The 22,072-nt window shown below is 72.5% G+C and carries 17 protein-coding genes; 5 read left to right on the top strand and 12 right to left on the bottom strand.

The window, feature by feature from the left end:
• Positions 1-228: 228 nt before the first annotated feature.
• The 4 genes from ACGFI8_RS16450 to ACGFI8_RS16435 are packed head-to-tail and all read right to left on the bottom strand — an operon-like array spanning position 229 to position 3,159.
• The gene (locus ACGFI8_RS16450) at positions 229-699 is read right to left on the bottom strand and encodes an RpiB/LacA/LacB family sugar-phosphate isomerase (protein WP_392805253.1); all 471 of its coding nucleotides are present in this window, start codon (positions 697-699) and stop codon (positions 229-231) included.
• A 26-nt stretch (positions 700-725) separates the two neighbouring features.
• Positions 726-1,616 (bottom strand): SRPBCC domain-containing protein, encoded by an 891-nt coding sequence (locus tag ACGFI8_RS16445; RefSeq protein ID WP_392805249.1) that lies wholly within the window; start codon positions 1,614-1,616, stop codon positions 726-728.
• On the bottom strand, positions 1,613-2,188 hold the full coding sequence (locus tag ACGFI8_RS16440; RefSeq protein WP_392805246.1) for an ArsR/SmtB family transcription factor: 576 nt from the start codon (positions 2,186-2,188) through the stop codon (positions 1,613-1,615). Before ACGFI8_RS16440 ends, ACGFI8_RS16445 begins: the two co-directional genes overlap by 4 nt.
• A gap of 35 nt (positions 2,189-2,223) precedes the next feature.
• Positions 2,224-3,159: a DMT family transporter gene (locus tag ACGFI8_RS16435; RefSeq protein ID WP_392805244.1), complete on the bottom strand. Its 936-nt coding sequence runs from the start codon at positions 3,157-3,159 to the stop codon at positions 2,224-2,226.
• Here ACGFI8_RS16435 and ACGFI8_RS16430 point away from each other — a divergent pair.
• Positions 3,158-4,549 (top strand): PLP-dependent aminotransferase family protein, encoded by a 1,392-nt coding sequence (locus ACGFI8_RS16430; protein ID WP_392805242.1) that lies wholly within the window; start codon positions 3,158-3,160, stop codon positions 4,547-4,549. The two genes, ACGFI8_RS16435 and ACGFI8_RS16430, sit on opposite strands and share 2 nt — an antisense overlap.
• Before the next feature lie 24 nt (positions 4,550-4,573).
• Here the strand turns inward: ACGFI8_RS16430 and ACGFI8_RS16425 are convergent, their stop codons facing one another.
• The 3 genes from ACGFI8_RS16425 to ACGFI8_RS16415 form a co-directional block, all read right to left on the bottom strand.
• Positions 4,574-4,951 carry an STAS domain-containing protein gene (locus tag ACGFI8_RS16425; RefSeq protein WP_392805239.1) on the bottom strand — a complete coding sequence of 126 codons (378 nt, stop codon included), beginning with the start codon at positions 4,949-4,951 and terminating at the stop codon, positions 4,574-4,576.
• 178 nt (positions 4,952-5,129) lie between these two features.
• Positions 5,130-5,759, bottom strand: a complete 630-nt coding sequence (locus ACGFI8_RS16420; RefSeq protein WP_392805236.1) for an alpha-ketoglutarate-dependent dioxygenase AlkB — start codon at positions 5,757-5,759, stop codon at positions 5,130-5,132.
• A 63-nt stretch (positions 5,760-5,822) separates the two neighbouring features.
• A complete protein-coding gene (locus tag ACGFI8_RS16415; RefSeq protein ID WP_392805234.1) occupies positions 5,823-7,100 on the bottom strand; it encodes an ROK family protein in 1,278 nt (425 codons plus the stop codon).
• Between the two features lie 789 nt (positions 7,101-7,889).
• Here ACGFI8_RS16415 and ACGFI8_RS16410 point away from each other — a divergent pair.
• Positions 7,890-12,185, top strand: a complete 4,296-nt coding sequence (locus tag ACGFI8_RS16410; RefSeq protein ID WP_392805231.1) for a discoidin domain-containing protein — start codon at positions 7,890-7,892, stop codon at positions 12,183-12,185.
• A gap of 109 nt (positions 12,186-12,294) precedes the next feature.
• Here the strand turns inward: ACGFI8_RS16410 and ACGFI8_RS16405 are convergent, their stop codons facing one another.
• Together ACGFI8_RS16405 and ACGFI8_RS16400 are read right to left on the bottom strand one after the other, a co-directional pair.
• Positions 12,295-13,236 (bottom strand): GlxA family transcriptional regulator, encoded by a 942-nt coding sequence (locus ACGFI8_RS16405; RefSeq protein ID WP_392805228.1) that lies wholly within the window; start codon positions 13,234-13,236, stop codon positions 12,295-12,297.
• Positions 13,233-13,820 (bottom strand): cysteine hydrolase family protein, encoded by a 588-nt coding sequence (locus ACGFI8_RS16400; protein ID WP_392805226.1) that lies wholly within the window; start codon positions 13,818-13,820, stop codon positions 13,233-13,235. Before ACGFI8_RS16400 ends, ACGFI8_RS16405 begins: the two co-directional genes overlap by 4 nt.
• A gap of 136 nt (positions 13,821-13,956) precedes the next feature.
• On the opposite strand from ACGFI8_RS16400, the gene ACGFI8_RS16395 reads away from it, so the two are divergent.
• Together ACGFI8_RS16395 and ACGFI8_RS16390 are read left to right on the top strand one after the other, a co-directional pair.
• Positions 13,957-14,757, top strand: coding sequence for a methyltransferase domain-containing protein (locus ACGFI8_RS16395; protein WP_392805225.1), 801 nt, complete (start codon positions 13,957-13,959; stop codon positions 14,755-14,757).
• A 95-nt stretch (positions 14,758-14,852) separates the two neighbouring features.
• Complete coding sequence (locus ACGFI8_RS16390) at positions 14,853-15,689, top strand: histidinol-phosphatase HisJ family protein (protein ID WP_392805222.1); 837 nt, start codon at positions 14,853-14,855, stop codon at positions 15,687-15,689.
• A 13-nt stretch (positions 15,690-15,702) separates the two neighbouring features.
• On the opposite strand, the gene ACGFI8_RS16385 is transcribed toward ACGFI8_RS16390, so the two are convergent.
• Both ACGFI8_RS16385 and ACGFI8_RS16380 read right to left on the bottom strand, forming a co-directional pair.
• Positions 15,703-16,821, bottom strand: coding sequence for a lytic polysaccharide monooxygenase (locus ACGFI8_RS16385; RefSeq protein ID WP_392805220.1), 1,119 nt, complete (start codon positions 16,819-16,821; stop codon positions 15,703-15,705).
• A gap of 204 nt (positions 16,822-17,025) precedes the next feature.
• Positions 17,026-17,607 (bottom strand): TetR family transcriptional regulator, encoded by a 582-nt coding sequence (locus ACGFI8_RS16380; protein ID WP_392805217.1) that lies wholly within the window; start codon positions 17,605-17,607, stop codon positions 17,026-17,028.
• A gap of 52 nt (positions 17,608-17,659) precedes the next feature.
• On the opposite strand from ACGFI8_RS16380, the gene ACGFI8_RS16375 reads away from it, so the two are divergent.
• Positions 17,660-18,460 carry a class I SAM-dependent methyltransferase gene (locus ACGFI8_RS16375; protein ID WP_392805215.1) on the top strand — a complete coding sequence of 267 codons (801 nt, stop codon included), beginning with the start codon at positions 17,660-17,662 and terminating at the stop codon, positions 18,458-18,460.
• Positions 18,461-18,463: 3 nt separating this feature from the next.
• Here ACGFI8_RS16375 and cobN read toward each other — a convergent pair whose 3' ends face one another.
• The gene (cobN, locus tag ACGFI8_RS16370; RefSeq protein WP_392805213.1) at positions 18,464-22,054 is read right to left on the bottom strand and encodes a cobaltochelatase subunit CobN; all 3,591 of its coding nucleotides are present in this window, start codon (positions 22,052-22,054) and stop codon (positions 18,464-18,466) included.
• Positions 22,055-22,072: the final 18 nt, after the last annotated feature.

The raw sequence follows: 22,072 nt of genomic DNA, 5'->3' as shown, positions 1-22,072 counted from the left end.
CGCACGCGGGCAGCACGGATCAGCCGTCGTCCACTGTGTACCCTCCAATGTGTACAGGGCGCGGGCATGCACCACGCCCCACCGATGGTGGGTCGCCGAACGTCGGTGAAACCGTTATGGAGATGGCTACGTCGCGTGGGCGGCGATGTGCGTCGCCGTCACTGAGCAATGACCTCGGGCTCGGCGACCCGGTTGCACGCCGAAACCCATTGCCGGATAACGGATTGGTCACCGCCCGGCGTCGAGGCCCCTCAACAGCGCGATGTTCTCCGCCTCTTGCGGATCCGGCGACGGTACCTCCAGAAACGCCCGCAGCACCTCGACCGCGACGTCGGGCGCGAGCCGCTTGAGGCTCATCGCGAGCACGTTGGCGTCGTTCCACAGCCGCGCGCCGCGGGCCACCCACGGGTCCCACGCGACGGCGGCGAGCACCCCGGGCACCTTGTTGGCGGCGATCGCCGTGCCCGTGCCCGTCCAGCACATGACCACGCCGAGGTCGGCGCGGCCCTCGACCACGGCCCGCCCGACGCCGGCACCGAGGTCCGGCCATGCCATCTCAGCCATCGCAGTCACCGCGGCCACCGCCGGATCCGCGCCCCGCCCGCCGACGCGAAGCACCTCGTGCCCGGCGGACACGAGGTGCTCGACCACGGCCTCGGTGGTCGCGTTGCTGTCGTCGGCGGCGAAGGCGATGCGCACGCCTCCACTGTGCCGCGGCGCGGCGATCAGCCCTTCGGGATGGTGAGCATCTCCTCCGAGACGCCCGGGGTGTCCAGCGCCACCCAGGTCGGCCGCCAGCCGGGCAGCTCGTGGTAACGCCGCAGCTCGGCGACGCCGCCCAGCCAGCCGGCCCAGCCGCCGTACGGCGGGTGCTGCGGGTCGAACCCGCTCTGCACGAACGTCAGCCGGGTCTTGCCACCGCTGTCCTCCAGCTCCCAGGTCGACACGAACGCGTCGCCCCACGCGATCGACATGCTGCGGCCGGGCTCGAGCGCGACGACGCGGGCCGGGTTGGGCTCCAGGTCGAAGCCGCCCATCGCGAACCGGCCGCCGACGTGCGCCTCGATGCCGACCTTGGCGCCGAACCATCGCTCGAACTGCTCGGCCTCGACCAGCGACGCGTACACCTTGTCGCGCGACGCGTCGATGAGCACCTCGGCCCGCATCTGCGGGCTGGTGAAGTCGACCTTCGGCGTGAGCGGGCGGCCCTCCACGTGGTCGACGAGGTTGGCCAGCGACAGCGCCCAGAACGTGTGCAGCACGCTGCGCACGCCCCGCTCGGCGAGCGCGTCGCCCCACGGGACCATGTCGCTCTGGCTGAGCGCGACGACCGTGCCGCCGTCCTCGTCCGCCAGGGTGAACTCGACCGTGGTCTCGACGCCGTCGAGCGTCCACGCGAAGCGCACTGCCCGCTCGTCGACGTGCAGTGGGCGCTGGCGCGGCTCGGCGCCGTCGGGGGTATGGCGGCCCCAGAAGGCGTACCGCCGCGGCAGGTCCACCTCGGCGTGCTCGGCCAGCCAGACCCGCAGCTCGGCGGCGTCGGTGAGGGCGTGCGCGACCTCTTTCAGCGGCGCGCTGGTGCGCACCTTCACCCGCATGGTGTTGTCGTCGGTCATGACTTGGTTCCCTTCTCGCTCTGCTCGGTCGGATGCGGATAGCAGGCCACGGCCAGCCGGAAGGCGTCCCCCTCGGCGCCGCCGTAGCGCGTGAACAGGTCCTGCAGGGTCTGCTTGAGATCGGCGAGGAACGCCGGTCGGTCCTCGGCCCGCACCCGGATCTCGCCGGCCACCCCGATCGAGGGCAGCTCCGGCGCGGTCCGGTCGAGCGCGGCGACGTCGGCCTGCACCTGCTCCATCAGGTCGAGCAGGTGCCCGAGGCTGAGCTCGTCGGTGGTCCGGCGCAGGCCGAGCCGCCCGACGAGGCGCGGCGACAGCCAGTACGACCGGGCGCCGGCCTGGTAGATCCCCTCGTGGATGCCGCGCACCCGCCGCTCGGAGACCTGATCCACCAGCCCGGCCTCGACGAGCCGCTTCACGTGGTAGTAGACGCGCTGGGGCGTCTGGTCCAGCCGAGCCGCAACCTCGGTGCACGATCGCGGCTCGGCCAGCTCCCGCAGCACGTCGATGCGCTGCGGCTTGAGCAGGGCTTCCGCCTGCTCGATGCGGTCGAGGTACAGGACGTCTCTCATGACAAAAACAATCCTGTACGTAAAAAGTTCTTTTGTCAATCGGCGGCGGCAGCGCGGCCGGCCAGGGCGGGAGGCGCGGCGGTGCGCAGGCGCTGGGTCAGGGCGACGCAGGCGAGCACGGCCACCGCGGCGGCGGCCGCGATCGGGGGGACGTGCTCGTGCAGCAGCAGGGCCGACCAGGCCAGGGTCAGCACCGGCTGGGCGAGCTGGATCTGGCCGACACGGGCGACGCCGCCGCGGGCCAGCCCGCCGTACCACGCGAAGAATCCGAGGAACATGGACACCGCGGTGAGGTAGCCGAGGCCGGCCCAGGCCGCGGCCGGGGCGTGCGGCGGGTGGCGCAGTGCCGAGACCGCCGTTACCGCCGTGGTGAACGGCAGCGCGAGCACGAGGGCCCAGCAGATCGTGCGGGCGCCGCCGATCTCGCGGGACAGGGCGCCGCCCTCGGCGTATCCCAGGCCGCACAGCGCGACCGCGACCAGCAGGAACAGGTCGGCCGGGCCGACCGCGCCGGAGACCGCGCCGCTGAGCGCCAGGAAGGCGAGGACGGCGAGCAGGCCGGCCGCGCCGGCGAGCCAGAACGCCGGCGCCGGGCGCTCCCGGGCGCGCAGCACCGCGAAGCCGGCGGTGACCGCGGGCAGCAGCGCGATGACGACGGCGCCGTGCGCGGCGGTGCTCGTCTGCAGCGCGAGGGAGGTGAACAGCGGGAACCCGGCGACGACACCGAGCGCGACCACGGCGAGCCGGCGCCACTGCGCGCGGGTCGGGCGCGGGGCGCGGACGATCGCGAGATAGGCCACGGCGAGCAGGCCGGCGCCGAACGCGCGGCCGAACGCGACGAACCAGGCGTCGAGGTGCGCCACGGCCAGGCGGGTGGTCGGCAGCGACATGCTGAAGCCGAGCACCCCGAGCGCGCCGAGGGCCGCGCCCGTTATCGCCCTCCGCCGAGTAACGTTATCCTTGTCTCTCATGAATGACGATAACGCAACGCTTCGCGTTATCCAAGATCTCCGCGCGCTGGCGGCCCGGTCGGCGGCGGGCACGCGGCTGCCGACGGTGCGTGAGCTCACCGCCCGGCACCGCGCCTCGCCGATCACGGTGAGCCGCGCGATCCGCGCCCTGGCCGCGGAGGGCCTGCTCGACACGCAGCCCGGCCGCGGCACGTACGTCGCCGCGCCGCCGGACTCCGCCGGCCGCCCCGACCTGTCGTGGCAGTCGATCGCGCTGGGCCCGCGACCGGCGGGCGAGGACGCGATGCAGGCGCTGCTGGCGATCCCGCGCCCGGGCGCGATCCCGCTGTCCAGCGGGTACCTCGACGCCGACCTCCAGCCGGCCGCCGCCCTCGGTTCGGCGCTCGCCCGGGCGGCCCGCCACCCGGCGAGCTGGCAGCGCGGCCCGGTCGAGGGCCGGGAGGACCTGCGCGCGTGGTTCGCCCGCACCGCCGGCGGGTCGATGCGGGCCGAGGACGTCGTGATCTGCCCCGGCGGTCAGCCGGCGCTGTCGACCGCGTTCCGCGCGCTCGCGGCGCCGGGCGACGCGGTGCTGGTCGAGTCGCCGACGTACCTGGGCGCGCTCGCCGCCGCCCAAGCCGCCGGCCTGCGGGTCGTGCCGGTGCCCGCCGACGCCGAGGGCGTACGCCCCGACCTGCTGGCCGCCGCCTTGCGCCGCACGGGCGCCCGGCTCTTCTACTGCCAGCCGCTCTTCGCCAACCCGCACGGCGCCACCCTGGCTCCCGCGCGCCGCGCGGCGGTCATGGCGGAGATCCGCGCGGCCGGCGCCTTCCTGCTCGAGGACGACTACGCCCGCGACCTGTCGATCGACGCCGATCCCCCGCCGCCGCTGGTCACCGGCGACCCGGACGGCCACGTGGTGTACCTGCGCTCGCTCACCAAGTCCGCCGCCCCCGGCCTGCGGGTGGCCGCGATCGGCGCGCGGGGCGTCGCCGGGGCGAGGCTGCGCGCGGCCCGGGTGCTCGACGACTTCTTCGTGGCCGGCCCGCTGCAGCAGGCCGCGCTGGACTTCGTCACGTCCCCGGCGTGGCCGCGCCACCTGCGGACGCTGCGCTCGCAGCTGCGCGCCCGCCGCGACGCGCTGCTCGACGCGATCCGCCGCCACCTGCCGGCTCTGCCCCCGCCCGCGGTACCGCGCGGCGGTTTCCACGCCTGGCTCCGCCTCCCCGACGGCGCCGACGACGTGGCCGTGACGACGGCGGCGGCCGCGCGCCAGGTCGTGGTGTTCCCGGGCCGCCCCTGGTACGCCGCCGAGCCCGACGCCCCGCACCTGCGCCTCACGTTCGCCGCCGCTCCCCCGGACCAGCTCGACGAAGGCGTCCGCCGCCTGGCGCAGGCACTGCGCGACTGACGCCGATCGACGGCAGGCGGCGGCTCAGGCGGACTTCGGCGGCGCCCAGCCGCTCGTGCCGGTCGGCGTGCACAGGGTCTCCAGCAGCCCGAGCAGGCTCAGCACCCGCCGCACGCCCGGGCTGGGGTTGACGATCCAGAGGTCGCTGCCGCTGTTGATCGCGTGCGCCCGCGCCGAGACGAGCTTGCCGATCGCGGTCGAGTCGATGAACGTCACGAGCCCGAGGTCGACCTCGACGGCCCGCGCCCGCACGTCGTCGATGGCCCGGAACAGCACGCTGCGCAGCTCTGCGACGTTCTCGACCGTCACATCCCCCGCGGCCCGCACGCGCAACGCCTGGCCGGGCAACGGCTCGACGGTGACGTGCAACTCCGGAAACACGGCGAAACGATCGACGGTCATGCGGCTCACCTTCCAGGATCCGAGCCGCTCTCACGATACGGGCATTCACCCGCCAAGTCACCCGCCGTGAACTGACGCGCCTCTGAGCGGGCTGGCGCTGGTTGTCGATGTCCCAGATGGCAAGCAGCCGCCGGGCGTTATGGACCGGGGTGCCGGGCTGTGTGGTCCCCGGCCCGCGCTACGCCACCCCCGCCGGCCGGAACTGCACACTCACCCGAGGACCCACCGGACGAGCCGTCTTCGGGATCGCGTGCTCCCACGTTCGCTGGCACGACCCGCCCATCACGATCAGGTCCCCGTGCCCGAGCGGGAACCGGATGCTGTCGCCCCCGCCGCGCGGCCGCAGCAGCAGCGTCCGCGGCGACCCGAACGACACGATCGCGACCATGGTGTCGAACCGAGCCCCGCGCCCGATCGTGTCGCCGTGCCACGCGACGCTGTCGCGCCCGTCGCGATAGAGGCACATGCCGGCGGTCATGAACGGCTCGCCGAGCTCCTCGACGTAGTGCACGGTCAGGCGGCGCCGCGCCTCGGTGAGCAGCGGGTGCGGCAGGGTCTCCTCGGCCGGATACCACCGCAGCAGGCGCGGCACGTCGACCACGTCGTCATACATCTTGCGGCGTTCGGCGCGCCAGTCGACGTCGTGCAGCAGGGTCTGCAGGATCGCGTCGGAGCCGAGCACCCAGCCCGGCAGGTGATCGACCCAGGCCCCGCGGCTCAGCTGATGGCGCGTGACCTGGCCGGTGAGCGACCCCAGGGAGGGGCCCGCGATGTCGAACATCGACGGCTGGTACGCGAGGTCAATCATGCCTCGAAGTCTACCCGATTTCGAACAGGCGTACGAGCCGGTACGCCGAAAGGGGTCCGCCGCTCAGCGGACGCCGGCGAGTGGGGGTGGGGCGGTCAGCGTCACGGCGGTCGGGTCTTCGATCATGCGCTGGACGACGACGCCGGCGGCGCCGCGGGCGGCGGCGGTGAAGCCCAGGTGCGAGGCGACGAAGTGGCAGCGGGCGGCGGTGGAGGCGACCGCGAGCCGGGCCAGGTTGGCCTGTGCCGACGGGATGAGGTGGTCGGCGAGTTCGGCGAAGTATCCGCCGAGCACGATCACCCGCGGGTTGAACAGGTTGACCAGGATCGCGCCGCCGTGGCCGAGCCAGCGGCCCACCTCGGCGACGGCGTCGGCCGCGGCGCGGTCGTCGGCGGCGAGGCGGCGGGAGATCTCGGCGATGCGCTCCTGCGGGTCGGGGATCGGGCCGTCGCCGGGGCCGTACGCGGCGTCGGGGGTGGCCCGGCGGACCAGCTCGGCGAGGCCGACCTTGGTCTCCCAGCAGCCGACCCGGCCGCAGCCGCAGGGGTCGCCGCCGGGCTCGACGGGCAGGTGGCCGACCTCGCCGGAGAAGCCGTCGGCGCCGCGCAGCAGCCGGCCGTTGACGATCACGCCGCCGCCGACGCCGACCTCGCCGGTGAGGTAGACCAGGTCGTCGGTCCCGGCCGCGACGCCCCAGGTGTACTCCGCGAGCGCGGCCAGGTTGGCGTCGTTGTCCACGCCGATCCACAGCCCCGGCGCGAGCCCGTGCGCGAGCCGGGCGGCGACCGGCACGTCCCGCCAGCCCAGGTTGGGCGCGAGCACGACCACCCCGCGCGCCACGTCGACGAGGCCGGGCACCGCGACGGTGAGCCCGACCGGGGTCACCCCGCGGCGCACCAGCTCCGCCAGGGACCGCCGGGCCGCCTCGGTCAGGTCGTCGAGGCAGCGCTCCACGTCGCGGTGCATGGCGTCGAAGCTGATCCGCTTCTCGATCACGGTACGGCCGGTCAGGTCGCTGCCGTGCACGGCCAGATAGTCCACGTTGATCTCGATGCCGACGGCGCCGACGTCGGGGCTCAGCGCGATCCCGCGCCCGGGCCGCCCGGCCCCGCCGGAATGCTCGGCGCCGATCTCGCGGACCAGCCGCCGGGCGAGCAGCTCGTCGACCAGGCTGGACACGGTCGCCTTGTGCAGGCCGGTGGCCGCGGCGATCGCGGCCCGCGAGCGCGGCCCGTTGGCGCGGATGTGCCGCAGCGTGCGGGCCAGGTTGGTCCGGCGGAGGGCGAGCTGGTCGGTCGGCTCCTCGGCGGACCCGGCTCCGGCGCGCTCCTTGTTCACCATCGCAGCCCTCCCCCGGCGCCGTGCCGTCTGCAGCGGCATTGACGCCTCTCCAGCGATCCGACGAAAGTCCGGCCGGCCGCTCCGACAAAGTCCGCGAATCAGCCGCATCGACGCGCCTCATTCGTCGGTTCGTCCGACGAATGAACCACGAAACATCCCGGCAACACCAGACCTACGGGCAACGAATCAGGAACGTTTCGAAAGTGGGCGCGCGAGTCCACAGCAGCCGCGCACGATCCAACGCAACAACCCCACGGGATGGCACACAACCAAAGACCGATATCACTGTTCGCGCGACTCGAAACGTCCAGACCGTTGACGAGCCGGTAGCGAGTCTGCAACATTTGGCGCAACGCAGTGCAAGATTCCTACAACTGCTCGACAGACTTACGCTACTCTCCGCAACTCGATCGCAGCCGTACCGCCAACCGGCTCGATCACCACCACCTCCGCCTACGGAGAGGCCAACCCCTGTGCAGTGGCACCTGCAGCCCCACGGTCGCGCACCACCCGCGCGACCGCTGTGAGACCCCGACCGCCATCGACCGTGTTCACGTGGCCGCCACCGCACAGGACCGCACCGCCGGACCGCACCGCCAACCCCTCCGCCACCCGTGGGGGAAGCCGTCCGGCGAACCGACGCCGACCCACGCCAAAGCTTCGCCCGATGCGCCCAACCCCGTCATCGCGGGTCGCAGGTCGAGTCACCGTCCGTCCGCACGCGTCGCCACGCCCCCGCACCACCACACCCCCGCTCGGACGCATGAGCAGACACGACGAAGGAACCCGATGAGCAAAAGGCTCGTGACGCGAAGGGTGCTCGCGGCGTTCGCCGTGGCCACCCTCGTCGCGGTGACGGCGCAGACACTGCCGGCGCAGGCCGCCGGCGGCCCCAACCTCGCCAGTGGCCGCACCGCCACCTCCAGCAGCACCAACGGCGCGAACGGCATCGGCAACATCAACGACGGCAACCAGGCCACCTACTGGGAGAGCGCCAACAACTCCTGGCCCCAGTGGGCGCAGATCGACCTGGGCAGCGCCAAGAACATCGACCAGATCGTCCTGAAGCTGCCCGACCTCTCCTCCTGGCAGACCCGCACGCAGACGCTGTCGATCACCGGCAGCAACGACGGCACCAGCTTCACCACGATCCTCGGCTCGGCCGGCTACGTGTTCAACCCGGCCACGCACAACACGGTCACGATCGGCCTCACCGCGACGAACACGCGGTACGTCCGGCTGAACTTCACCGCCAACACCGGCTGGCCGGCCGCGCAGATCTCCGAGTTCGAGATCTACGGCGTGTCGACCTCCACCACCAACCTGGCCGCCGGCAAGCCGTTCAGCTCCAGCAGCGCCAACGGCCAGTACGTGGCGGCCAACGCGGGCGACGGCGACCAGAACAGCTACTGGGAGGGCACGAACAACAGCTTCCCGCAGTGGCTGCAGGTCGACCTGGGCTCGGCGGTGCCGGTCAACTCGGTCGCGCTGAAGCTGCCCGCCTCCTGGGGAGCCCGCACCGAGACCCTCTCGGTCCAGAGCAGCACCACCGGCAGCTCCTTCACCGACATCGTCGCCTCCATGGGGTACAACTTCGCTCCCGGCAGCGCGAACACCGTGACCATCCCGTTCACCCAGACCACGGCCCGCTACATCCGGGTCAACATCACGGCCAACACCGGCTGGCAAGCGGCGCAGATCTCCGAGCTGGAGGTCTACGGCCCGTCGACGGGTGACACCCAGCCGCCGACCGCGCCGGGCAACCTCGCCTACACCCAGCCGGCCAGCGGCCAGATCAAGCTCACCTGGACCGCCTCCACCGACAACGTCGGAGTCACCGGCTACGACATCTACGCCAACAGCGCCCTGCGCACCAGCGTGGCCGGCAACGTGCTGACGTACACCGACAGCCAGCCCGACACGGCGACGGTCTCCTACTACGTCATCGCGCGTGACGCCGCCGGCAACCAGTCGCCGGCCAGCAACACGGTGACCCGCACCGGCACCACGCCGGACACGCAGCCGCCGACCGCGCCCGGCAACCTCGCCTACACCCAGCCGGCCAGCGGCCAGATCAAGCTCACCTGGACCGCCTCCACCGACAACGTTGGCGTCACCGGCTACGACATCTACGCGAACAACTCGCTGCGCGCCAGCGTCGCGGGCAACGTGCTGACCTACACGGACAACCAGCCGGACACGGCGACGGTGTCGTACTACGTGAAGGCCCGCGACGCCGCCGGCAACGCCTCCGCGGCCAGCAACACGGTCACCCGCACCGGCAGCGGCGGCAACCCCGGCACCAACGTGGCGCTGGGCAAGCCGATCGACGCCAACGGCTCGGTCTTCACGTTCGTGCCGTCCAACGCCAACGACAACAGCGTCACCACCTACTGGGAGGGCGCGGCCGGCTACCCGGCGACCCTCACCGTCCACCTCGGCGCCAACCAGGACATCACCAAGATCACGCTCAAGCTCGACCCGAGCAGCGCGTGGGGCGCCCGGACCCAGAACCTGCAGGTGCTCGGCCGCGAGCAGAGCGCGACCGGGTTCACCAACCTGGTCTCGGCGGCGGACTACCGCTGGGACCCGGCGACCGGCAACTCGGTGGACATCACCGTCTCCGCCCGCGTCGCCGACGTCCAGCTGAAGTTCAACTCCAACACCGGCGCCCCCTCGGGCCAGGTCGCCGAGTTCCAGGTCTTCGGTACCGCGGCGCCCAACCCCGACCTGCTGATCACCGGGATCACGGCCTCGCCCGCGTCGCCGGTGGAGACCGACTCGGTGAACCTCACCGCGACGGTGAAGAACGGCGGGACCGCGGCCTCGGGCGCGACGACCGTCAACTTCTACCTCACCAACGCGCAGGGCACGGTCCTGGCCGGCACCGCGAACGTGACGGCCCTGGCGGCCGGCGCACAGAACACGTTCACCGCGAACATCGGCCCGCGCACCGCGGGCACGTACACGGTGAGCGCGAAGGTCGACGAGAGCAACTTGGTCATCGAGACCGACAAGACCAACAACTCGTTCACCAGCAGCACCAGCCTGGTCGTGGCGCCGGTGCAGAGCTCCGACCTGATCGCCGCGCCGGTGGCCTGGTCGCCGAGCAATCCGTCGGCGGGCAACACGGTCACCTTCACCGTGGTCATCAAGAACCAGGGCACCATCGCCTCGGGCAGCGGCGCGCACGGCGTGACGCTGACCGTGCTGGACTCGACCGGCGCGACGGTCAAGACGCTCACCGGCTCCTACACCGGCACGATCAACGCGGGCGCCAGCTCGCCGGTGATCACGCTCGGCACGTGGACCGCGGTCAACGGCAAGTACACGGTGCACACCGTGCTCGCCGCGGACACCAACGAGCTGTCCGTCAAGCAGGCCAATAACACCACCGACGACTCGATGTTCGTCGGGCGCGGCGCGAACATGCCGTACGACATGTACGAGGCCGAGGACGGTACCGTCGGCGGCGGCGCGCAGGTCGTCGGGCCGAACCGCACCATCGGCGACATCGCGGGCGAGGCGTCCGGCCGCAAGGCCGTCACGCTGAACTCGACGGGCTCGTACGTGCAGTGGACGACCCGGGCCAGCACCAACACGCTGGTGGTCCGGTTCTCGATCCCGGACGGCACCACCTCGTCGCTCAACATCTACGTCGACGGGACGTTCGCCAAGGCGATCCCGCTGACGTCGAAGTTCGCGTGGTTGTACGGCAACGAGGCGTCGCCGACCAACTCCCCCGGCAGCGGCCCGCGGCACATCTACGACGAGGCCAACATCATGCTGGACAGCACCGTCCAGGCCGGCCACACGATCAAGCTGCAGAAGGACGCCGCCAACAGCGGCACGTTCGCGGTCGACTTCATCAACCTGGAGCAGGTCGCCCCGATCGCCAACCCGAACCCGGCCACCTACATCACGCCGGCCGGCTTCACGCAGCAGGACGTGCAGAACGCGTTCGACACCGCGCGGCAGAGCAGCACGGCCGTGGGCGTCTACCTGCCGGCGGGCACCTACACCACCACCGGCAAGTTCAGCATCTACGGCAAGGCGCTGCAGGTCGTCGGGGCCGGGCCGTGGTACACGAAGTTCTTCACGCCGCAGGACCAGCAGAACACCGACGCGGGCTTCCGGGTCGAGACCTCGGCGAACGGCTCCACCTTCAAGAACCTGGCGTTCTTCGGCAACTACGTCGAGCGCATCGACGGGCCCGGGAAGGTCTGGGGCGAGCTCAAGGACAACCAGAACCTGACGATCGACAACGTCTGGGTCGAGCACACCGTCTGCATGTACTGGGGCGTGCACAACAGCGGCATCAACATCAGCAACAGCCGCATCCGTGACACGTTCGCCGACGGCATCAACTTCACCAACGACACGACCAACACCCACCTGAACAACATCGACGCCCGTACCACGGGTGACGACTCGTTCGCGCTGTTCTCCGCGACCGACGGCGGCGGCTCGGTGGGCAACCACGACAACCTGTGGGAGAACCTGTCCGCCACGCTCACCTGGCGTGCGGCCGGCTTCGCGGTCTACGGCGGGTACAGCAACACGTTCCGCAACATGTACATCGCGGACATGCTGACGTACTCCGCCATCACGATCAGCTCGCTGGACTTCGGCTACCCGTTCGTCGGCTTCGGCCCCGGCTCGACGCCGACGACGATCCAGAACGTCTCGCTCGTACGCGACGGCGGGCACTTCTGGGGAGCTCAGGCATTCGGCGCGATCTGGTGCTTCTCGGCCTCGAAGGTGTTCCGCGGCATCCGGGTGTCCGATGTGGACATCGTCGACCCGACCTACCAGGGCATCATGTTCCAGACGAAGTACACCGGAAGCTCGCCGGAGAACCCGATCACCGACACGGTGTTCACCAACGTGAGCATCAGCGGCGCGAAGCGCAGCGGTGACGCGTTCGACGCGAAGTCCGGCATCGGCATCTGGGCCAACGAGATGCCCGAGGCCGGCCAGGGCCCGGCGGTCGGCTCGGTGACGTTCAACCACCTCACCCTGTCCAACAACGCGGAGAACATCCGCAACACCACCAGCACGTTCACGATCACCATCAACCCGTAACCCGCACCAACTCAGACGGCCGCCGGGCACCCGCCCGGCGGCCGTCGCCGTTTGTCTGCTCTTGGCACCGCGGACCTGGCAGGAAGACGCGCCAGCGTCGACCGGTGTCTCACGGGAGGAACGGTCGCACGTTGCACGGACCGGAGTCCTGATGTCTTGAACGCAAACGCCGCAGCATCCGCGCGTCCTCGAAGCCGGCCGCCCGCGCCGCGGCCTCCACGGTCGCGCCGTGGCCGATCAGGTGCTCGGCGCGTTCCAGGCGCAGCAGCTGCTGGTAGCGCAGCGGCGTCAGGCCCGTCGCCTCGCCGAATGCGCGGGTCAGGGTCCGCTCGCTCACGCCCGCCGCGCCGGCCAGGTCGCGCAGCGGCAGCCGCTCGGTGAAGCGCCCGTCGATGAGGTCCTGCACCCGGTGTACCGCGTCGGACAGGTGGTCGCGGTGGCGCAGCATGACGCTGGTCTGCGGCGCGTCGCCGTTGCGCCGGGCGTACACCACCATCTCGCGCGCCACCCCGGCCGCGACCGCGGGGCCGTGCCGGGTCGCCACCAGGTGCAGCGCCAGATCGATGCCGCTGGCGATGCCGGCCGAGGTGACGACCCGCTCGTCGACGACGTAGAGCACGTCGCGCACCACGCGGGCGGCCGGATAGCGCTCGGCCAGATGGTCCTGCAGCGCATGGTGGGTCGTGCAGCGCCGCCCGTCCAGCAGCCCGGCCTGCCCCAGCGCGTCGGCGCCGGCGCAGACGCTCGCCACGGTGCCGCCGCGACGGTGGTGCTCGGCGATCCTGGCGCGGGTCGATCCGGTCAGCACGCCGTGGGTGCCGAACCGGCTGCCGCGCCAGCCGGGGACCAGCAGCAGGTCCTCCGGCGCCAGCGCGGGCCACTCGACGCGGGCGCGCACCGGCACGCCCTGCGCCGTCGGCACCTCCTCCCGCTCGGCCACGTAGTGCAGCTCGTAGCCCAGGCCGAGGTCGCGCACGGTGGAGAACACCTGCGCGGGTCCGGCCAGGTCGAGCAGGTGCACCTGCGGCACGAGCAGGAAGGCGACCCTCACCGGGCGAGTACCTCCTTGACGGTCGCGACGGTGGCGAAACGGCCGGCCAGAGCATATTCCGTGCGGGCGATGACGTCCGCCGTGCTCAGGGTCCGGGGGCTGGCGAGGATGTCGGCGAAGGGCAGGTCGCGCTCGTCGCGGTGGGCGATCGGGAACGTGGCGGTCGCCTCGGTGACGAACGTGACGTCGTACCCGAGGTCGCCGGCCACCCGGGTGGTGGTCTCGCAGCACAGCTCGGTCTGGATGCCGGTCACGATCAGGTGCCGGATGCCCTCGGTGGTGAGCAGCTGCTGCAGCCCGGTCGTGGTGAACGCGTTCGCGGAGGTCTTGACCAGCTGCGGCTCGCCGGGCCGGGGCTCGAGGCCCTCCTGGTACCGCACGAAGTCGTGCCCGGCCGCCGGGTCGAACACGTTGCCGGTGCCCGGCTCGGCGTGCAGGACCCAGACCACGAGGTCGCCGCGCTCGCGGGCGTCGGCGACCAGCGGCGCGACGGTCGCCGCGATGCCGGGGTTGGACACGGCCGCCCAGTTGGGCCGCTGCCGGAAGGATTCCTGGATGTCGATGATGAGCAGTGCGCTTCGCATGCACCGATAGTGCGCCCGGCGGCGGCCCGGCACCAGGCCGGCCCCGGCCGCCGACCGGACCGATCCGGTCATTCACGATCCCAAAAAACGGGATTGTTGTACCGAATGATGAGAAGCGAATACTACAGTCCGGGACATGCCAACGAACGTCTACACCCACGGACACCACGAGTCGGTCCTGCGCTCCCACCGCTGGCGCACCGCCGAGAACTCGGCCGCCTACCTGCTGCCGGTGCTCAACGACGGCATGAAGGTCCTGGACGTCGGGGCCGGGCCGGCGACGATCACCCGCGACCTGGCCGCCCGGGTGGCCCACGTGACCGCGCTGGAGGTCACCGAGGAGGCGGTCGGTGTGGCCCGCGACGGGCTGGCCGGGGTCGGCAACGCCGAGGTCGTGCGGGGCGACGTGCACGCGCTGCCATTCCCCGACGACACGTTCTGCGTCGTGCACGCCCACCAGGTGCTGCAGCACGTCGCCGACCCGGTGCTGGCGCTGCGCGAGATGCACCGGGTGTGCAAGCCGCCGGGCGGCTACGTGGCCGCGCGCGACAGCGACTACGCCGGGTTCGTGTGGTATCCGCGGGTGCCCGAGCTGGACGACTGGATGGCGCTGTACCAGCGGATGGCCCGCGCCAACGGCGGCGAGCCCGACGCCGGGCGGCGGCTGGCGGTCTGGGCCCGCGACGCCGGCTTCACCGAGGTCACCGCCACGTCGAGCACCTGGTGCTTCGCCGACGACGAGGACCGCGCCTGGTGGGGCGGCATGTGGGCGGACCGGGTGCGCACCTCGGCGATGGCCCGGCAGGCTCTGGACGCCGGTGTACCGCAGGAGGAGCTGGACCGCCTCGCCGACGGCTGGCGGCGCTGGGCCGCCGATGGTGACGGATGGCTGTCCATACTGCACGGCGAGATCTTGGCCCGCCCTACCGTGGCCTGACCGCGCCGACGGCGGCGGGTTCCGGGCGATGGTGACCCCGATGTACGGGGTGCCCGAGGAGGGCCTGGTCACCAGGGCGTGACACCATGCTCGCCGTGAGCCGAGATCAACTTCCCGCCGACCTGCACACCCACACCCAGTTCTCGTGGGACACCACGACCGGGGACATGGACGGCTCGTGCGCCCGGGCGGTCGAGCTCGGCCTGCCGGCGATCGCGTTCACCGAGCACACCGACTTCGTGTCCTGGACCGTCGACGCGGCGCTTCTGCCGCAGCGCCTGACCCGCCACCTCGCCGACCCCACGCACCTGGCCCCGCCGCCGCTGGACGTGGCCGGATACCTGGAGGCGGTCGACCGGTGCCGCGCGAAGTACCCCTCCCTGAAGATCATCACCGGCGTCGAGCTCGGCGAGCCGCACTGGTTCGCCGGGCAGAGCGCGGCGCTGCTCGCGAGCGCCCCCTTCGAGCGCGTCATCGGCTCGCTGCACTCCCTCAGCGTCGACGGCCAGCACCGCCTGGTCGAGGACGAGTACGCGCTGCGCGGGGTCCCCGAGGTCCTGCGCGACTACTTCGCCGAGACGATCCGCATGATCGAGACGTGCGGCGACTTCTCGACGCTGACACACCTCGACTACCCGGTGCGCTACCTCCCCGCCGGCTACGAGTTCCGCCTCGCCGACTTCGAGGACGAGGTCCGCGAGGTGCTGCGCGTCCTCGCCGGCACCGGGCGCGCCCTGGAGGTCAACACCCGCCGAACCCTGGAGCCGGACCTGCTGCGCTGGTGGCGTGAGGCGGGCGGCGCGGCAGTGAGCTTCGGCAGCGACGCCCACCGCCCGGACATGGTGGCGGCCGGTTTCGCCGAGGCCGCCACCATGGCCGAGTCCGCCGGGTTCCGCCCGGGCCGGCATCCTTACGACCACTGGATCCGGTGACCGGGCGGGCCGGCTACTGGGCGGAGCAGGTCACGGTCGGCGGATTGTTCGTGCCGGACCAGCTGCCGTTGAAGCCGAAGCTCGTACTCTGCCCCGGGCTCAACCGGCCGTTGTAGCTGACGTTGGTGGCGGTGACCGTCGACCCGCTCGTGGTCAGCGTGGCGTTCCACGAGCTGGTGATGGTCTGGCCGTTGGCGAACGTCATCCGCACCGTCCACGCGCTGATCCCGGCCGAGCCTGCGGTGACGGTCACGTCCGCGCCGAAGCCGCCGTTCCACTCGCTGGTCTTGGTGTACGCGGCCGTGCACCCGCCGGCCGGGGCCGGGCTCGACGCCGACGGCGAGGTGGAGCGCGAGGGCGAGGGCGAGGCGGAGGCGGAGCGCGACGGCGAGGCGGACGCCGACGGCGACGAAGAGCGCGACGGCGAGGCCGACGCGGACGGCGAGCCGCTCGCGCCGCCGCCCTGGCCGGTGAAGATCACATCGCTGCACAGGTAGTACGACTGGTCCATGTGGCTGGCCTGCCAGATGGTGTAGATGACGTGCCGGCCGGTGCGGGTGCCGGCGTCGACCTGGGCCTGGTACTGCCCAGCCGGCGCGTACCGCGCGGTGCGCTGGACCAGCTCCAGGCTGTTCCACGTCAACGGCTGCGTGGCCGGGTCGAAGCCCTGCTTGGTGATGTAGATGAGCAGGTAGTCGGCGCCGTGCTGGGCCTGGTCGGTCAGCGTGAGCGTGAACCGGTTCGGCTTCGTGGCGGCGACCCACGGCCCGACCGCGTCCATCGACGCGTAGAAGCCGTTCTGCGTCCGGCCGCCGCTGCACAGCTGGCCGTCGGGAATGGCGGCCTGGTGGTTGCCGGCGACGCCCTCGCGGTACAGGGCGTTCCAGTTCCACATGGTGTTGGGGTTAGCCTGCCACGCCTGGGCACACATCGGGTCGGTGTCGGCCATGTGCGGGTTCTGGAAGTCCGAACCCCAGCGGGCCCAGCAGCCGTAGTTGCGTGACGGCGGGTCGGTGAGCGACCCGTGTGCCGAGGCGGGCTGCGGCCGGTCGAGCACGGCGAGGCCGAGCGCGGTGGTCAGGACGACCAGCGCCCCGACGGCGAGCCGCCGGGCGGTCGTTGCAAGTTGCATCGGTACTCCTCGGGATGCGCGCCCGCCGCCCACGCTCCCGAGCGCGGCGGCGACGCGGCTGACGTCCGATCGGACCTGGATCGGACAACGGTCAACGCGCGCGGCTCCCGCGGGCAGGGTAGCCGTTTTAGCTACGAATGTGAATATCCCAAGGTGATGGTGGCGCCGGCCGCACCCGTGCTGTTCGAGGCCCGGGCCGGCCGCCTAACAACCAGCCAGGACGGTGGCGACGACCCGGCGCACGGCGTCGGGGGTCGGGGGCGTGCCGGTGCGGTCGGCGTAGAGCAGGTGGCCGGAGCCGACCAGCATGGCGCCGAGCGTGTCGACGTCGGCGTCCGCGGCGACGCGGCCCAGGTCGCGCTCCGCGGCGAGGTACCCGGCGAACATGACGGCGGCCTCGGTGAGCACCGGGACGCCGGCCGGCCAGGTCTCGCGCAGCCGCGCGCGCAGCTCGTCGCGGAAGGTGACCAGGGCGACAATCGCCACGGCGACCGAGCCGAACACGGCGGCGAGCGCGCCGCTCACGTTGTCCGTGACGGTGCCGGTGCCGGCGGCGCCGCGCAGGGCGGCGGCCTGGGCGTCCATCCGGTCGACGCGGTCGAGCACGAACTGCGCCAGGAAGGCGTCGAAGTCCTCGAAGTGCCGGTGCAGCACGCCCTTGGCGCAGCCCGCCTCGGCGGTGACCGCGCGGCTGGTCAGGCCACTCGGCCCGTCGCGCAGCAGGATGCGGTCGGCGGCGTCGAACAGCTGCTCGCGCACGTCGCGGATGGCGATGCCCGTCGGCACGGCGGCGCCCCTTCCCGTTGCAGAGTGGGCGATTGCCCACTAGTGTGGGCGCATGCCCACTCCATCGTCGCCCGAAGCCGAGCCCCATCGCCTTCGAACGGTAGCGGAGTCCTTCGGCGCGGACGCCGAGCGCTACAACCGCGCCCGGCCGAGCTACCCGGATGCCCTGGTCGAGCGGATCGTCGCGGAGAGTCCCGGCCGCAGCGTCCTCGACGTCGGCTGCGGCACCGGCATCGTCGCGCGCCAGTTCCAGGCGGCCGGCTGCACGGTGCTCGGCATCGACCCCGATCCGCGCATGGCCGAGGAGGCCCGCCGGCACGGGCTCGACGTCGAGGTGGCCACCATCGAGGCGTGGGAGCCGGCCGGCCGCAGCTTCGACGCGCTCGTCGCCGGCCAGGCCTGGCACTGGGTCGACCCGGTCGCGGGCGCGGCGAAGGCGGCGGCGGTGCTGCGGCCCGGCGGCCGGCTGGCGCTGTTCTGGAACGCGTTCGAGCCGCCGCCCGACCTGGCCGAGGGCTTCGCCGCGGTCTGCCGCCGGGTCGTGCCCGACCTGCCGATGACGCACCGCTGGTCGTTCAGCGGGGACGACTATGCGCAGCTCGCCGCCAGGCCGGCGGAGGCGATCCGGGCCGGCGGCGCGTTCGGCGAGCCGGAGGACCGGCGCTTCCCGTGGGAGCGCGAGTACACCCGCGACGAGTGGCTCGACCAGGTGCCGACGTCCGGCGGCGCGAGCCGCCTGCCGAGCGACACCCTGGCCGAGATCCTCGCGGGCTTCGGCGCCGTCGTCGACGCGGCGGGCGGTGCCTTCACCATGCGGTACACCACCGTCGCCGTCACCGCGGCGCGGAGCTGACCGTCAGGCGTCGTCCTCGAGGTCGCCCTCGGTCTGCAGGTAGACCTCGCGCAGGGCGTCCAGCGTGGCCGGCTCCGGGTGCTCCCACATGCCGCGGTCGGCCGCCTCCAGCAGGCGCTCGGCGATGCCGTGCAGCGCCCACGGGTTGGCGTCGGTGAGGAACTTGTGGTTGTCCGGGTCGAAGACGTAGGACTCGGCCAGCTTCTCGTACATCCAGTCGGCCACGACGCCGGCGGTGGCGTCGAAGCCGAAGAGGTAGTCGACCGTCGCGGCGAGCTCGAACGCGCCCTTGTAGCCGTGCCGGCGCATCGCGGCCAGCCAGCGGGGGTTGACCACACGGGCGCGGAAGACCCGGGCGGTCTCCTCGCTCAGCGTGCGGGTGCGCACGGCGTCGGGGTTGGTGCTGTCGCCGACGTAGGCGGCCGGCGCCCGGCCGGTCAGGGCGCGGACCGTGGCGACCATGCCGCCGTGGTACTGGAAGTAGTCGTCGGAGTCGGCGATGTCGTGCTCGCGGGTGTCGGTGTTCTTCACCGCGACGCTGATCCTGCGGTACGCGCCCTCCATGTCGGCGCGCGCCTCGACGCCGTCGACGCCGCGGCCGTACGCGTAGCCGCCCCACACGGCGTAGACCTCGGCGAGGTCCCGGTCGTCGCGCCAGTTACGGCTGTCGATGAGCGGGAGGATGCCCGCGCCGTACGCGCCGGGCTTGGAGCCGAAGACGCGCAGCGTGGCGCGGCGCTCGTCGCCGTGCCCGGCCGGGTCGTTCAGGTCGGCCTGCACGTGGGCGCGCACGTAGTTGTCCTCGGCGGGCTCCTCGGCGCTCGCGGCGAGCCGGACCGCGTCGTCGAGCAGGGCCACCACGTGCGGGAAGGCGTCGCGGAAGAAGCCGCTGATGCGCATGGTCACGTCGATGCGCGGGCGGCCCAGCTCGGCGAGGTCGATGAGGTCGAGGCTGGTGACGCGGCGGGACGCGTCGTCCCAGACCGGGCGGACGCCCAGCAGCGCGAGCGCCTCGGCGATGTCGTCGCCGGCGGTGCGCATGGCGCTGGTGCCCCACATGGACAGGCCGACGGACTTCGGCCATTCGCCGTGATCCGTCTTGTACCGCGAGAGCAGCGACTCGGCCATCGCCTGGCCCGTCTCCCACGCGAGCCGGCTCGGCACCGCCTTCGGGTCGACGGAGTAGAAGTTACGGCCGGTCGGCAGCACGTTGATCAGGCCGCGCAGCGGCGATCCGCTCGGGCCGGCCGGCACGTACCCGCCGTCGAGAGCGTGCAGCACCATCGTCAGCTCGTCGGTGGTGCGCGCCAGCCGGGGCACGATCTCCTCGGCGGCGAAGCGCAGCACGCGGACGACGTCCGGGTTATCGGAAAGATCCGAAATGTTCGAAGTATCCCAGTCCCGTGCCTCCATCGCGGCGACCAGCTCGCGGGCCTTGGCCTCCGCGGCATCCACCGACAGCCGATCCACGGAGGACTCGGACAGGCCGAGCGCCTCGCGCAGGCCGGGCAGCGCGGCGACCTGGCCGCCCCACATCTGCCGGGCGCGCAGCATCGCCAGCACCAGGTCGACGCGCGCCTCGCCGGTCGGCGCCTGGCCCAGCACGTGCAGGCCGTCGCGGATCTGCACGTCCTTGACCTCGCACAGCCAGCCGTCGACGTGCAGCAGGAAGTCGTCGAACTCGGCGTCGTGCGGCCGGTCGGCGAGGCCGAGGTCGTGGTCGAGGCGGGCGGCCTGGATCAGCGTCCAGATCTGGGCCCGGATCGCGGGCAGCTTCGCCGGGTCGAGCGCGGCGATCGTGGCGTGCTCGTCGAGCAGCTGCTCCAGGCGGGCGATGTCGCCGTAGCTGTCGGCGCGGGCCATCGGCGGCACCAGGTGGTCCACGAGCGTGGCGTGCGCGCGGCGCTTGGCCTGGGTTCCCTCGCCCGGGTCGTTGACCAGGAACGGGTAGATCAGCGGCAGGTTGCCCAGCGCCGCGTCGGACCCGCACCCGGCGGACATGCCGACGGTCTTGCCCGGCAGCCACTCGAGGTTGCCGTGCTTGCCGACGTGCACGACGGCGTGCGCCCCGAAACCAGCATCGGACGAGTCCGCAAGCCAGCGGTACGCGGCCAAGTAGTGGTGGCTCGGCGGCAGGTCGGGGTCGTGGTAGATGGCGACCGGGTTCTCGCCGAAGCCGCGCGGCGGCTGGACCATGACGACGACGTTGCCGCGGCGCAGCGCGGCCAGGACGATGTCGCCGGTGGCGGGGTCGACGAACAGCTCGCCGGGGGCCGGGCCCCAGTGCCGCTCCATCGCGGCGCGCAGGTCCTCGGGGAGGGTGGCGAACCAGGCGCCGTACCGCTCGGCGGAGATGCGCACCGGGTTGCCCCGCAGCTGCTCCTCGGTCAGCCAGTTGACGTCCTGGCCACCCGCGGCGATGAGCTCGTGGATCAGCGCGTCGCCGTCGGCGGGGAAGCCCTCGCCCAGGTCGTACCCCTGCCGCTGCATCGCCTCGAGCAGCCGCACGACGCTGGCCGGCGTGTCGAGGCCGACGGCGTTGCCGATGCGCGAGTGCTTGGTCGGATACGCGCTGAGCATGACCACCACGCGCTTGTCTGCGGCGGCCAGCCCGCGCAGGCGTGCGTGCGCGACGGCGATCCCGGCGACGCGGCCGGCGCGCTCGGGGTCGGCGACGTAGACGGTGAGGCCGTCCTCGTCGATCTCCTTGAACGAGAACGGCACCGTGATGAGCCGCCCGTCGAACTCGGGGATCGCCACCTGGGTCGCGGTGTCCAGCGGCGAGAGCCCGTCGTCGTTACCATCCCACGAGTCGCGGCTGCTGGTCAGGCACAGGCCCTGCAGGATCGGCACGTCGAGGGCGGCGAGCGCGCCGACGTCCCACGCCTCGTCCTCGCCGCCGGCCTGGGCGTCGGCCGGGCGGGTGCCGCCGGCCGCGAGCACGGTCACCACCAGCGCGTCGGCCCGTCGCAGCGTGTCGAGCAGCTCCGGCGGCGCGGTGCGCAGCGAGGCGGCGAAGACCGGCAGCGCGCGGGCGCCCTCGGCCTCGATCGCGTCGCAGAGGCGCTCGACGAACGCGGTGTTTCCGGCCACGTGGTGCGCGCGGTAGTAGATGACCGCGACCGTCGGGCCGTCCGGCCCGGGGCCGCCGGCTGGAGTTGGACGGCCCGAGCGCTCCAGCACGCCCCAGGCCGGGGTCTCCACCGGCGCGGCGAAGCCGTGGCCGGTCAGCAGGACGGTGTCGGAGAGGAACCGGTGCAGCTCGGCGAGGTTGGCCGGGCCGCCGAAGGCGAGGTAGGCGTGGGCCTGCGCGGCGAGGCCGGCCGGCACCGTGGAGTGGCTCATCAGCTCGGCGTCGGGGGCCTGCTCGCCGCCGAGGATCACCACGGGCAGGCCGGTGGCCAGCAGCGTGTCGAGGCCGTCCTGCCAGTCGCGGTACGCGCCGAGGAAGCGCACGACGACGAGGTCGGCGCCGCCGGCGAGCCCGGGCAGGTCCTCGACCGCGGTGCGGGAGGGGTTGGCCAGCCGGTAGTCCGCGCCGCTGGCGCGCGCGCTGAGCAGGTCGGTGTCGGACGTCGACAGCAGCAGGATCACGCCGGGGTCCTCCCTCGG

The sequence above is a fragment of the Dactylosporangium sp. NPDC048998 genome (assembly GCF_043197855.1).
Taxonomy (GTDB): domain Bacteria; phylum Actinomycetota; class Actinomycetes; order Mycobacteriales; family Micromonosporaceae; genus Dactylosporangium.
Note: the sequence above shows the minus strand (reverse complement) of the source record. Positions and strands in the feature narration are given on the sequence as shown.